The organism is Streptomyces parvus (assembly GCF_014648875.1).
Classification (GTDB): Bacteria; Actinomycetota; Actinomycetes; order Streptomycetales; family Streptomycetaceae; genus Streptomyces; species Streptomyces parvus.
Genome location: NZ_BMRY01000001.1, coordinates 663,273 through 676,085 on the forward strand (window position 1 = coordinate 663,273; position 12,813 = coordinate 676,085).

11 protein-coding genes are annotated in these 12,813 nt (G+C 70.5%); 9 read left to right on the forward strand and 2 right to left on the reverse strand.

Translation table 11 applies throughout. The annotated features are described in order from the left end of the window. Positions 1-449: 449 nt before the first annotated feature. The 7 genes from IE140_RS02870 (at position 450) to IE140_RS02900 (ending at position 10,239) form a co-directional block, all read left to right on the forward strand. Positions 450-1,760, forward strand: a complete 1,311-nt coding sequence (locus IE140_RS02870; RefSeq protein WP_225682879.1) for an SUMF1/EgtB/PvdO family nonheme iron enzyme — start codon at positions 450-452, stop codon at positions 1,758-1,760. 31 nt (positions 1,761-1,791) lie between these two features. After that, positions 1,792-2,271, forward strand: a complete 480-nt coding sequence (locus IE140_RS02875) for a pyridoxamine 5'-phosphate oxidase family protein (RefSeq protein ID WP_225682880.1) — start codon at positions 1,792-1,794, stop codon at positions 2,269-2,271. A gap of 43 nt (positions 2,272-2,314) precedes the next feature. Continuing rightward, positions 2,315-3,598: an MFS transporter gene (locus IE140_RS02880; protein ID WP_150196358.1), complete on the forward strand. Its 1,284-nt coding sequence runs from the start codon at positions 2,315-2,317 to the stop codon at positions 3,596-3,598. After that, a complete protein-coding gene (locus IE140_RS02885; protein WP_150196359.1) occupies positions 3,598-4,326 on the forward strand; it encodes a class I SAM-dependent methyltransferase in 729 nt (242 codons plus the stop codon). Before IE140_RS02880 ends, IE140_RS02885 begins: the two co-directional genes overlap by 1 nt. 53 nt (positions 4,327-4,379) lie before the next feature. Further along, positions 4,380-5,591, forward strand: a complete 1,212-nt coding sequence (locus tag IE140_RS02890) for a cytochrome P450 (RefSeq protein ID WP_093444983.1) — start codon at positions 4,380-4,382, stop codon at positions 5,589-5,591. 48 nt (positions 5,592-5,639) lie between these two features. Beyond that, positions 5,640-6,866 carry an ATP-grasp domain-containing protein gene (locus IE140_RS02895; protein WP_150196360.1) on the forward strand — a complete coding sequence of 409 codons (1,227 nt, stop codon included), beginning with the start codon at positions 5,640-5,642 and terminating at the stop codon, positions 6,864-6,866. Between the two features lie 154 nt (positions 6,867-7,020). Beyond that, entirely contained in the window at positions 7,021-10,239 is a 3,219-nt protein-coding gene (locus IE140_RS02900; RefSeq protein WP_150196361.1) for a tetratricopeptide repeat protein, read from the forward strand. 180 nt (positions 10,240-10,419) lie between these two features. Here IE140_RS02900 and IE140_RS02905 read toward each other — a convergent pair whose 3' ends face one another. Further along, on the reverse strand, positions 10,420-10,665 hold the full coding sequence (locus IE140_RS02905) for a hypothetical protein (protein ID WP_150196362.1): 246 nt from the start codon (positions 10,663-10,665) through the stop codon (positions 10,420-10,422). Between the two features lies 1 nt (position 10,666). Beyond that, the gene (gene mca / locus IE140_RS02910) at positions 10,667-11,548 is read right to left on the reverse strand and encodes a mycothiol conjugate amidase Mca (protein WP_078566556.1); all 882 of its coding nucleotides are present in this window, start codon (positions 11,546-11,548) and stop codon (positions 10,667-10,669) included. Positions 11,549-11,705: 157 nt separating this feature from the next. Here mca and IE140_RS02915 point away from each other — a divergent pair, with 157 nt between their 5' ends. Both IE140_RS02915 and greA read left to right on the forward strand, forming a co-directional pair. After that, entirely contained in the window at positions 11,706-12,122 is a 417-nt protein-coding gene (locus IE140_RS02915; RefSeq protein WP_032763791.1) for a DUF4307 domain-containing protein, read from the forward strand. 193 nt (positions 12,123-12,315) lie between these two features. Further along, a complete protein-coding gene (greA, locus tag IE140_RS02920) occupies positions 12,316-12,813 on the forward strand; it encodes a transcription elongation factor GreA (protein WP_006127137.1) in 498 nt (165 codons plus the stop codon).

Consider the following 12,813-nt stretch of genomic DNA (forward strand, 5'->3'; position numbering starts at 1 on the left):
TTCACTCAACCGGATCAGGCAAATAGTTGGCACAGCCATCGAAGGACGGGGAAAAGTGCCGGGCCGGCGTGGGCCACACCCCTGGGGGGATGAATTCAACCCTCCGCATATGGTGGCCAATTTCAGCCAAGATCTGACGACATGTTTACGGCCCCAGGGTGACCCAGTTCACAAAGTTCAACAATTGACCCCGCCGGTGGCGCGTATCTACGTTGATTTGCGTTCACCGATTCGAGGAGGGAGGTGTTCGCCATGTCGGACAAGGACTTCATCGCTTCGCGCGACGAGAAGAAGGCAACGACCAAGTGGGAGGCCTGATCACAGGACCCCACCGAGTGCCGCCGCCCAGTGATATCCGGGCGGCGGCACCACCCTTCAAGGCCTTCGCGAAAGAGCTTCCCGGCACCCGAATCCCCGATCATCCTTTTTGACCAGATAGGACCGCCGCCTTGAATTCCGACGCCTTCGACGTACGGGTGGAAAAAGGGATCTCCCAAGCTCGCGAGATCGCCGTGAGCGGACAGGTGCACGCCCTGTGCGCCATGGCGCGCGACCATCGCGACTGGCCCGTCCGCGCCGCATGCGTCGAGCTGCTGGGGGAACACTTCTCCGACGTCGAGGAAGCCAAGGAAGCCATCGCCTACGGAACGCACGACCCGGTGGACCAGGTGGCGTTCACAGCGATCCGCACCGCGGGCGAACGGCGCGTCGACACCGCGATACGCGACCTGATCGGGATCGCCGGATGGCCCAGCCAGATCACCCGTGAGCACACCAGCAAGCCGGTGGGTTTCGGCGCCGCCTACACGAAGAGGGCGCTGCTCTCCATCTTCGGGTCGGACGATCCGGACACGCTGCGCCGCCTGGAGGACGAGCACTTCGCGGGCCTGCGCCGGAAAGTGGCGGCCGAGACGCGTCAGCGGAACCATGACGACGTGGTGCTCGTGCCCGGCGGCCCCTTCATCGCCGGCGCGTCGCAGGAGCACATCGACCGGGTGCACCAGCAGGTCGGCTCCTTCCAGATGAACGACCAGGACAACCGCCTGCGCGTCGTCGAACTCCCGTCGTTCACCATCGACCGCACCGCCGTGACGAACCGGCGCTACGCGGCCTTCCTCGCCGAGGCGAACGGCACGGACCGGTTCGACCACCCTGATCAGCCGGTCGGTCACGACCACACGCCGGCCCACTGGCACGACGCCCGCTTCAACGGTCCCGACCTGCCCGTCGTGGGCGTCGACTGGTACGACGCCTGGGCCTTCGCCTCCTGGGCCGGCGGCCGGCTTCCCAGCGAGGACGAGTGGGAGAAGGCCGCGCGCGGGACGGACGCGAGGATCTTCCCCTGGGGGAACGAGTGGGACGCGGCGAACGCCAACGACGTCTCCCGGTCTTTCGGCGTTGAGCCCGAGGGCCGCCTCGATCTCGAACGCCTGCTGGAGTCGGCACACGCGGGCTACCCGAAGACCCCCGTGCTCCCCGCGGACTCCCTGCCGGGCAGCGCAAGCCCCTACGGAGCGCTCAACCTCTCCGGTAACGTCTGGGAGATGACTTCCACGAATTTCTACACCGGAGAGGAAATGGATCCTTTCTTCAAGGGGCGGAAACCGATCGAGTTCATGAACAGAAGGGACGCCTTCTACGCTCTGCGCGGCGGAACGTGGACGTCTCCCGCAGTCTGCCTGACGACGTACTACCGAGGAAAAGACCTCCTCACCGACAGGCACAACGAAATCGGGTTCCGTTGCGTGTATCCGACCTGACAGCCGTGGCTGCGACGAAGGGCTTCATTCCGTGCCGACCGTGAAATTCAAGCGCCGCCAGGACGGTTTCGGAGAATTGACCGGAGCACCGTTCGATGTGGACGCGTTCCTCCTCCAGCCGCTGGTCGCGCGCATCGCCACGGGAAATCTGGTGGTGCGGCCGACCTGGTATCTGTGGGAGGACGAGTCCTTCTGGGTCTTCAGCGGCGCGTGGTCCCGCATGGCGAAACGACTCCGCGCCGACCCGGGATTCGAACTCGCCGTCGACACCTGTGACCCGCACACCGGAAAGGTGCTCCAGGTCATCGGCCGCGGGGAAGGCTCGGTCGTGCCGTTCGACACCGAACGCGGCCGCCGCAAACTCACCCGCTACCTGGGACCCGACGAAAGCCTGTGGGACGACCGGTTCGCCATCGGGGGCACGGTCGAGGACATCTGGTGGATACGGCTGACCCCGGACACGCTCTGGGTCTCCGACCAGTCCTTCCGCCCCTCGATCGACCACCCGTGACTGCCGCCCGCAGCGGAGCCGCTACACGCAAGGGACATGCAAGATGTCGCAGCCTGCCACGCCGGAGTGGTCCTACGTCCAGGCGCTGAAGAACCCCCGGCTGGCTCTCTTCCTGGGCGGTGTGGCCTTCTCCGGTATCGGCGACGGCATGCTCATCGCCGCCATCCCCCTGCTGGCCATCAAGATCCACGGCGACCTGCCGGTGGCCATCGCCGTGTCACTCGCGGCAGCCGCGCCCTTCGTCTCCTCCACCCTCGTCGCCCTCCCCTTCAGCCTCGGCACCCGGCGCTTTCCGGTGCGGGCCGGCCTGGTCTCCGACTGCCTGCTGCGGGGGGCCGCGCTCGTCGCCGCCGGGCTGGCTGCCGTCAGCGAGTCCCTGACCGTCTTCGCGCTCATCGCCGCCTTGTTCGTCGGGTCCTGCCTGCGCTCCGTGGGGACGCCCGCGACGAGGCTCGCCGCGCTCGGTATGGCCCCGAGTCACGGCCGGTTCGCCGTCAACGGACTGCTGGCCACGGTCAGACAGTTCACCCTGTACGTGGTGGGACCCGCCATCGGCGGCCTGATCGCGGGCTTCGCCAGCCCGGAGTGGGCTCTGGTGGTCGACGGCGCCACATTCCTGCCGCTGCTGCTCGCCACCCTTCTGGTGGTTCCTCGTTCCCGCTCTACGCGCAAGGAGGCGAAGGAGAACGAGTCCGGGCTGAAGGTGATGCGCAGGCTCCCCGTCGCCTGGCGCCTGCTCGTCGTCGTCTTCTTCTTCAACCTGCTGTACATGCCGGTGGAAATCGCGTTGCCCCTGCTGGTCAACGGCCCGCTGAGCGGCGACGGCAAGGCCCTCGGGGCGGTCTGGACCCTCTTCGGGATCGGCGCCCTGCTGGGCGCCCTGGCGACGAACTTTCTGCGGTCCGTACCCCAGGTTCCCCTGATGATGGGCATCATCGCCGCGTGGGGGGCCACCACGGTGGGGCTGGCGCTCAGTCAGAACGTCACGTCGGCGGCCGTCGCCTTCTTCATCGGGGGCGTGGTCTACGCGCCGTTCACGCCGGTGGCGTACTCCTACCTGCACACCTTCCTCTCGGAAAGGGACGAGCAGCCCGTCCTGACCCTCTGGTCCACGGTCTCCACGCTGGCCGCGCCCATCGGCCTGCTGGCCTCGGGCCCGCTGGTCCACGCGCTCGGCGGCCGTGGGGCCGTCTTCCTGTCGGCGTTCCTCATCCTGGGCCTCGCGCTCGGTATGACGTGGATACGGCCGATGGCACCACCTCCGGACCCGCCCGAGGCCGCACCGGCCGCACAACTCGGCAAGCACCAGCAGAACAGGGAGACGTGATGGGTTACGACATCGCCGCGTACGGGGACAAGCGGCCTGACTACGACGCGATGCTGTGGGAGCTCCGGCAGGACGAAGCCGAGGCGAGCGCCTTCCTCGCCGGCCTCGCGACGGACGGCAAGGCCCTGGAGCTCGGGATCGGCACCGGCCGCGTGGCTCTGCCGCTGGCGCGTCACGGGGTCTCGGTGACCGGCATCGAAGGCTCCTCCTCGATGGTGGACCAGCTGAAGCGGAAGATCACCGACGAGAGCATCGACGTGGTCGTCGGGGACTTCGCCGACGTGGGCGTCGACCAGACCTTCGACCTCGTCTACTGCATCAGCGAGACCTTCTTCCTCCTCCCGACCCAGGAGAGCCAGATCGCCTGTGTACGCAATGTGGCGGAACGGCTGACGAGCGGGGGCCGGTTCGTGGTCCAGGCCACTGTTCCGCAGCACGGGCTCTTCTGCAAGAAGGAGAGCACCCACACCCGTCACGTGGACGAGGCAAGCGCGGTCGTCACCGCTCGCCGGCACAACCGCGCGGAACAGCGGGTCGACGTGCAGAACATCGTGTTCGACGGCGGGGGCAACCGGTTCCACCCGCTGCGCTACCGCTACGTCTGGCCCTCCGAACTGGACCTGATGGCGAGGCTGGCCGGGCTGGGTCCGGCCTCCCGCACGGGCGACTGGAGCGGTTCCGGCTACGACGCCTCGGGGGGATACGTCGCGGTGTACCAGAAGCCGTGATCCGGAGGGACTGCCCGCGACCCGAAACCACCGGTGACGAAACAGAGGACGACATGGAATCCGTTCTGCCCAGGCTTCCCTTCCAGCGGCGCGGCATATTCGACGTTCCACATGAACTCCGCGCGATGCAGAGCGGTGGGGACCTGGTCAGGGTGCTCACCGCGGCGGGGGACGAGGCGTGGCTCGTCACGCGCTACGAGGACGTACGGAGCCTGCTCGCGGACGCCCGTCTCGGCCGCTCCCATCCGGCGCCGCGTGACGCGGCACGCCTCGGCAACTCGGCGCTGAGCACGGCGGGTCCGGTCGGGAGCTACGCGTCGGAGCAGGAGGACCACGCCCGCTACCGGCGCAGGCTCACTCCGGCGTTCTCGGCGAAGCGCATGCGGCTGCTGCGGGACAGCACCGAGGAGGTCATCCGGGAGACGCTGGACACGATGTCCGGGCTCACGCCTCCCGTCGATCTCCACCAGGCCTTCTCGATGCCCGTCTCGCTGCACGTCATCTGCCGGCTCCTGGGGGTTCCCTACGAGGACCACGACCTCTTCCGGTCCTGGTTCGAAGGCCTGGCCGGCATGGCGGACCTCCAGAAGTCCTCGGAAGCGCGGCAGGCCATGGGCGCGTACATGGCGGCGCTGGCGGAACGCAAGCGCGACCGCCCCGGCGAGGACCTCATCAGCGATCTGGTCGGTTCGGGGGACATGACCCTCGCCTCCCCCGCGCCGGGGAGCGAAGCTGTCCTGGACGACCTCTCCTACGTGGCCGCCTCCCTCCTCTTCGCCGGATACCGGACCACCGCCATCAAGATCGATTACGGTGCGGTGCTCCTGCTCGCCGACGAGGGCCAGCGGGCAGCCCTGCGGGCCGATCCCGCGCTCGCCGAGACCGCCGTGGAGGAGGTCCTGCGGTTGTCGTCGCCGGACCACCCGCTCCTGCGGTACGCCCGCGAGGACCTGGTCATCTCCGGCACGACCGTGCGGGCCGGCGAGGCCGTGCTGCTGTCCACGCTCGTCGCCAACCGCGACCCGTCGGTGTTCCCGGAACCGGACGCGTTCGACATCTCCCGGGATCCCAATCCGCACCTGTCCTTCGGACACGGGCCCCGGCTCTGCATCGGCACCACGCTCGCCCGCGTCGAGATCGCCGCGGCGCTGAGCATGCTGTTCGAACGCTTCCCCGCGCTCCGTCTCTCCGTTCCGCACCAGGAACTCACCCGGCGGACGGACATGATGATGGGAGGACTCGCACGGGTTCCCGTCGAGTGGTGAGCGGCGTACGGGCAGGGAGATCCGGCGAGTGGAAGTGGGGAGTGGAACATGCCGACAGCGGTTCTCGTCATGGGCTGTGGTCTGCGGTCAGGACATGGACGTGACCAGATACGGCTCCTGCACGAGCAGGCGCGGCGCAGAGGGCTGGACCTGATCGGGGCGGAGAAACCCGCGAACCTGTCGTTCGCCGACGCGTCGAGGTTCTCCGCACTCGTTCCGTGCGAGGTGGAGGACTCGGCCGCGGCGGCGGCCACGATGAAATCGGTGGACGCGGATTTCGCCGGGGTGCTGGCCTTCCGCGACCTGTGCGTGGAACCTCTCGCGGAGGTGGCCCGGACGCTGGGGATAGCGGCGATCAGCCCGGCGGCGGCCAGGACCACCCGGAACAAGGACCTCAGCCGGGACCGTCTGCGGGAGGCCGGTCTGCCGCAGCCCGCCGCAGCCCTCGTCCGGGACGTGGCGGAAGCCCGGGAGTTCCTCGACGCCACACCTCCGGGTCCTTGGATCATCAAGCCCCGCGACGGCATGGGAAGCGCCCAGGTCGCTCTGGTCCGCTCGGCGGCCGATCTGGAGCAGGCGTTCGACGGCCGCCCGCAGGGATCCCCCGCCCTCATCGAGGAGTTCGTTCCCGGCCCGGAGTTCTCCGCCGACGGTGTCGTGGTGGGCGGTGTTCCCGTCATCACCGCACTGGCCCAGAAGTCCACGGGTCCTTCGTTCGTGGAGACCGGACATCGCATTCCCGCCGATCTCTCCGACGCGCAGACCGCCCTGGTGGACGCCCAGATGAAGGTGGCGCTGCCCGCCGTGGGCCTCACCCGGGGCCCCTTCCACGTCGAGTTCTGGACGAACGGCACCGGGGTCGTGCTCGGCGAGATCCACGCCAGGCCGGGCGGCGCGTTCATCCCGACGATGGCCGAGTACGCGCGCCCCGGGCTGGAGATGTACGGGCTGTACCTCGACGACGTGCTGGGGCGGCCGGCGCAGGCCCTTCCGCCCACCACCCGCAGCGCGGGCATGCGCCACCTGATCGTCCGGCCTCCCGGGCGGCTCGCCTCGGTCTCCGGCTGGGACGAGGCGGTGTCTGTCGACCAGTGCGTCGCTTCGGGCCTGCTGGTGGGTCCCGGCGACCGGATCGGGCCCGTCACCTGGTCCGCCGACCGGCACGGCTTCGTCGTGGTCGAAGGGGCTTCGGGAGCCGAGGTGGACGCGAGCCTCGACCGGATCGAGAGCAGCATCGGCTTCGAGGTGACCGAGGAGGAGCCTCCCGGGCGGTGAGTTCTCCGCCCGTGCCTTGACCCTCCCTTGCCCTGCGCCCCTCGCGCCGGAGCGCGCCACGCAGGACACTTGACCCCGACGTCGACATCCGGCGCCTGATATCCGACGCTCCGGAACCCGGGATCCGGAACGCAGCTCTCGGAGGGGGACACATATGCGGGACAGCCATCGGGCGGAAGCCGAGAGGCTGTTGGTGCGGGCCGTGGAGGAAGAGGCGCGGCGCAGCGGCGGGCGGACCGACGCGGGTGCGCTGATGTCGCGGGCACGGGCCGCGCTCGACACCATCGCCGCCAGCGCGGACGAGGAGTACGCCGCCTACACGCGGGCGCTGGACTCGGCGGCGGGCGACCGCCCGCCGGCGGAGCGCTTCAGCAGAGCGACACTCGGAACGCCCCTGCTGGTGACGGGAGTTGCCGCGGCCGCCGCGTTCGGCGCCGATCTGGCGCTCGGCGCGAACACCGGCCTGGCGTTCGGCGCGGGCGCGGCCGTCGCGGTGGCCGGCACGGCGACGACCATGGCGAAGGTCACCGCCTCGCACTGGCCCGCCGCCCACCGCCGGGCCGCGGCCGCCGGACAGCCGGGCGGGGCCGAGCAGTTGCGGCTCCAGTGGCTGACCGCCCTGGAGGTGCGGGGCATCCGCCCGTACCTGGACCAGCAGCGGATGCTCAACCCCGCCAAGCGCACGCCGAAGAAGCAGACCACCCCGGTGGTCCAGCAGTTGCGCGGCGGCGACCGCAGCGCGGCGGCCCGCACCCGGGTGGTGCTGGAGCAGTCGTTCGGCCATCTCCCGCAGGCGGACGGGCCGTTCAGCGGGCGGCGAACCGAGCTGGCGCAGATCGCCCGGTGGGTGCACGCGGCCCGCGCCTCCACGCAGACCCGGCCGACCGTCGTCGTGCTGCACGGCGCCCCGGGCTCGGGGCGGACCGCGCTCGCGGTGCGGGCGGCCCACACCCTCAAGGACCAGTTCCGGGGCGCCTGCGTGGTCGATCTCCGCGGCCAGGTCGCCGGGGAGAACCCGCTGCCGACCCGGGACGCCCTGCTGCACCTCCTGAACCGTCTGGGCGCCCCTCGCGAGCAACTGCTGTTCCGCGAGGGCGCGTCGGCGGAGCAGCAGGTGCGACGGCTCTCCGAGCTGTACCACCAGCACCTCACGGGGACGCCGGTCACCATCGTGCTCGACGACGCGACGGACGCCGGTCAGGTGCGCGCCCTCGTGCCGGAGCGCTCCGACAGCCTGGTGATCGTGACCGCCCGGGAGCCGCTGGAGCTGCCGGAGGACCTGGCGGCCTGGGTGCGCCAGCTGCCGGTCGGCGCACTGGACGCGGCGGGCGCGGAGGAGCTGCTGCGGGAGGTCGCCGAGGAGGAGGAGACCGGACCGTACGACTACCCGTCGACGGACGCGATCGTGGAGCTGTGCGGTGGGCTGCCGCTGGCGCTGCGGGTGGCCGGTTCCGCGCTCGGGGCCCGTAGCCGCCACACGCTCGCGGAGGACCTGGGCGCGTACGGTCCTGTGGACCCGGTCGAGCGGGCCCTGTGGCTGCGCTACACCGACCAGGGCGACCAGGCCCGCCGGCTGCTGCGGCGGCTCGCGCTGGCGGGCCGGGCGAGCCTCGGCGCGGCAGCGGCGGCAGCGCTGCTCTCCGCCGACGAGCAGGAGGCGGACCGGCTGCTCACCGTGCTGGCGCGGGCCGGGCTGCTCACCCGCGTACGGGGATCGCGCTACCGGCTGCACGACCTGGTGCGGGCCTTCGCGCTGGCCCGGCTGCTGGACGAGGAGGAGCAGGCCGAGCGGACGGCGGCCCAGGAGCGGCTGCTGACGAACTACGCGGAGCTGGCCGACGCGGTGATCCGGATGGTCGACGGGAAGATGTCGACCCGCGCCGGACAGTTCGGCTCGCACGGCTTCGGTTCGCTGGACTCGGCGCTGCGCTGGCTGGACGACGAGTCGAGCTTCATCACCTCCGCGCTGCGGCACGCGGAGGGCGTCGACCAGGCCACGGTGCTGCATCTGCTGGGCGCGCTGTGCGACTACTGCCTGCTGCGCGGCGACCTGTACCGCCTGGGTGAGATCAGCGAGCTCACGCAGGCGGTGGACCAGGGGCTGCTGGAGCGCTCGGTGCAGTGGCGTACGGGCATCGCGGCCCGGCAGCTCGGCGAGCTGGACAAGGCCCGCACCACCCTGTCCTCCGTCGTCGGTCTCTACCACGAGGCGCAGAACGACGCGGGCGAGGCGCTGGCGCTGTGCTCGCTCGGCATCACCCTGCACCACCAGGGCAATCTGACCGAGGCGGCGGCCCGGCTGGAGGAGGCGCTGGCGCTCCAGTCGTCCGGGGCGCAGGCCGAGGACCGTGCGTGGACGCTGCACGCGCTCGCGGCCGTGGAGCGCGACCGGGGCGATCTGCCGAGGGCGCTGGCGCTGCTGGCCGACGCGCTGCGGCTGCACCGGGAGGGCGAGTCCCTGCACGGCGAGGCGTGGACGCAGTTCCAGCTGGGCCAGGTCCGGCTGCGCACGGGCGAGGTGGCGGCCGCCGAGGAGGCCCTGAGCACCGCCCTTGAGCTGTACGGGCGCACGCGTGACGGGCGCGGTGAGGCGTGGGCGATCACCCAGCTGGCCCGGGCCCGGCTGCTGGACGGGGACCCGGCCGCCGCACTGGAGCAGCTGCGGGACGCCCTGGCCCGGCACCGGGACAACGAGGACGCGCGCGGTGAGGCGTGGACCCTGTACTACCTGGGCCAGGCACTGGAGGAGGACGGCGACACCGATCAGGCGGTGCGCGAGCTGGAGCGGGCCCGCACGATGTTCTCCCGGATGCGGGACGTGTACGGGCTGGCCTGCGCCCGGCACCACTCGGGCCGGGTGACCCGGGACCAGCGGGCCGCGCAGACGGGCAACCTCCGCAATTCGGGGTTCGCCCGGCAGCTGCTGATGGACGCCCGGGCCGACTTCCGGCGGATCAAGGTGCCGTACGGGGAGGCGTGGGCGTGCCTGGAGCTGGCGTTGATCGACGCGGGCAACGGGCGGGCCCCGCAGGCGCTGGAGCTGTGCGGCGAGGCGGCGGAGCTGTTCGACTCGTACGGGGACGCGCGGGGCGGCGACTGGGCCCGGTTCCTGCGCTGCACGCTTCTGCCGTACGCCTCACCCGGGGGCAGCGAGGTGGGCACGGTGGTCGCCCAGCAGGAGCTGGCCGAGCTGGTCGCGGCCCGGCATCCGGCGCGGGACGCCAAGCTGGAGCAGTCGGCGGCGGCGTTCGCGGTGGCGCTGGAACGGGGCGTCGACCTGGAGGACGGCTGGCAGGCGTGGCGGCTGGGGCTGACCCCGACCCGTGGCGCCGGCCAGATCATGGGCGTGGCGGTGGAGCCGGCGAGTCCGTGACCGGGTGAGCGGCGAGGGGGCCGCGCGCCCACGACCGTACGGGCGGGGAGCCTGACCGTACGGGGCGGAGAAACGGGAGCGAGGCGTCCGGCCACCCGGCCGGACGCCTTCCCGTCTCCGTACGCGCGAGGTTGTCTCCGTACGCACGAGGTCGTCTCCGTACGCGCGGGGTTCGGCGCGCTACTTGGCGGGCGAGGCCGCCTTGCCCGAGCCCCCCGCGGGCTCGGCCGCCACCGCGTCAGGGTCGGGGGCCTCCTCGAAGTTCACCCGGCCCATGTGGCGGTTCATCGACTTCATCAGGGCCCACACGCCGACGGCGAGCGCGGCGAAGACGAGGAAGCCGAGGACGCCGGGGGTGACCTTGTTCTTGTCGAGCTCTTCGGCGGCGAGCGGGACGAGGTGCGTCAGTGCCTGGGTCGCGTACATATCAGGCATTGTCGCGGATGCCCGCGAAGAGGTCGCTCTCGGGGAGGGAGGTATCGACCAGAGACTTCGCCAGCTCGTACTCCTCGGTCGGCCAGACCTCGCGCTGGATGTCCATCGGAACCCGGAACCAGCCGCCCTCGGGGTCGATCTGCGTGGCGTGCGCGATCAGCGCCTTGTCGCGGATCTCGAAGAACTCGTCGCAGGGAATGTGCGTGGTCAGCGTGCGCTCGACGCGCTCGAACTCCTTCCACCGCTCCAGCCACTCGCCGTACGGGGACTCCAGGCCCCGGGCGAGCAGCGCCTCGTGCAGCGCGACGGTGCGCGGCCGGTTGAAGCCCTGGTTGTAGTAGAGCTTCCGCGGCGTCCAGACCGGACCGAACTCGTCCTCGGGGAAGCGTTCCGCGTCGGCCGCACCGTCGAACGCGATCATCGAGATCGTGTGCGTCATGATGTGGTCGGGGTGCGGGTAGCCGCCGTTCTCGTCGTACGTGGTGATGACCTGCGGCCGGAACGCGCGGATCTTCGCCACCAGACGCCCCGCGGCGAGCTCCGGGTCCTCCAGGGCGAAGCAGCCCTCGGGCAGCGGCGGCAGCGGGTCGCCCTCGGGCAGCCCCGAGTCGACGAAGCCGAGCCACTCCTGCTGGACGCCCAGGATCTCCCGGGCCTCGTCCATCTCCTTCTTGCGGACCTCGTGGATGTTCTTCTCGATGTACGCGTCGCCCTGGAGCTTCGGATTGAGGATGGAGCCGCGCTCGCCCCCCGTGCAGGTCACGACCAGCACGTCCACCCCCTCGGACACGTACTTGGCCATGGTGGCCGCGCCCTTGCTCGACTCGTCGTCGGGGTGGGCGTGAACGGCCATCAGTCGCAGCTGCTCAGTCAAAGCTCGATCCTCAGTCATTGGTCGCTCTGGTCGATCATCGGTCGCTCTGGTCCATCCGGTCGGCGTGGGGCGCGATCGGGTGACGGGCGGGCGGCTTCTATAGTGACTGAACGAGGGGCCGGAAAATTCCTCGATGCCCGGTCCGGAGGGAACGATCATGACGACGGTTCGCGAGGCTGCGCCCGAGGGGCGGTACGGCCGGACCGAGGACCAGCGTGCGGACCGCAAGCTGAAGATCGTCGGATCGGTCCTGGGCGTCGCCCTGCTCGGTGTGATCGGGTGGATCGGCTACGACTACGTGGGCAACCAGGGCATCAGCGGCGAGATGATCAAGTTCAAGGTCGTCTCCGACACCCGGGCCGACGTCCATCTGGAGGTCCGCAAGGACCGCGAGGGCCACGGCTACTGCGTGGTGCGGGCGCTCAGCGAGGACGGCTCCGAGGTGGGCCGCAAGGAGGTCCGGTTCGACCGGGCCGAGGACCGGATCGACGAGCTCGTCACCGTGGTGACCCGGTCCCGGGCGACCGCGGTCGAGCCGATGGGCTGCACGGCCGACGACGGCCCGCGCGGCTGATCCGGACAGACCACCCCTGACCTGCGGCGATACCCGGCGCGGCGGCCGGTCCGGGCGTGTGACGGTTTACCTTCTCCCCCTTTTCCTGGGGAATTGTTAGGCTCGTGGTTTCGCCCACCCGCAGAGGCACATGCTTCTGGGTAGGGCGATGCTTTGTATTCCCAGCACTTCCCAGTACCGACGAGGAGCACCTGTGACTCAGACCAGCGAAAACGTCACCTGGCTCACGCAGGAGGCGTACAACCAGCTCAAGGCCGAGCTGGAGTACCTGTCTGGTCCCGCGCGCACGGAGATCGCCGTCAAGATCGCGGCGGCCCGTGAGGAGGGTGACCTCCGGGAGAACGGCGGGTACCACGCGGCCAAGGAGGAGCAGGGCAAGATGGAGCTGCGGGTCCGCCAGCTGACCCAGCTCCTGGAGCACGCGAAGGTCGGCGAGGCGCCGGCCGACGACGGCGTGGTCGAGCCCGGCATGGTCGTCACGATCGCCTTCGACGGCGACGAGGACGACACGCTGACCTTCCTGCTCGCCTCCCGTGAATACGCCAGCACGGAGATCGAGACGTACTCCCCGCAGTCCCCGCTCGGCCTCGGTGTGAACGGCAAGCGGACGGGCGACGACGCGGACTACGAGCTGCCGAACGGCAGGACCGCCTCGGTGAAGATCCTGGCGGCGAAGCCGTACACGGGCTGA

Bases quoted from the DNA above. Each gene is read 5' to 3' on its own strand.
- IE140_RS02900 (WP_150196361.1), top strand. From the start codon at position 7,021: ATGCGGGACAGCCATCGGGCGGAAGCCGAGAGGCTGTTGGTGCGGGCC.
- IE140_RS02895 (WP_150196360.1), top strand. From the start codon at position 5,640: ATGCCGACAGCGGTTCTCGTCATGGGCTGTGGTCTGCGGTCAGGACAT.
- IE140_RS02885 (WP_150196359.1), top strand. From the start codon at position 3,598: ATGGGTTACGACATCGCCGCGTACGGGGACAAGCGGCCTGACTACGAC.
- IE140_RS02890 (WP_093444983.1), top strand. From the start codon at position 4,380: ATGGAATCCGTTCTGCCCAGGCTTCCCTTCCAGCGGCGCGGCATATTC.
- IE140_RS02905 (WP_150196362.1), bottom strand. From the start codon at position 10,665: ATGTACGCGACCCAGGCACTGACGCACCTCGTCCCGCTCGCCGCCGAA.
- IE140_RS02880 (WP_150196358.1), top strand. From the start codon at position 2,315: ATGTCGCAGCCTGCCACGCCGGAGTGGTCCTACGTCCAGGCGCTGAAG.
- IE140_RS02915 (WP_032763791.1), top strand. From the start codon at position 11,706: ATGACGACGGTTCGCGAGGCTGCGCCCGAGGGGCGGTACGGCCGGACC.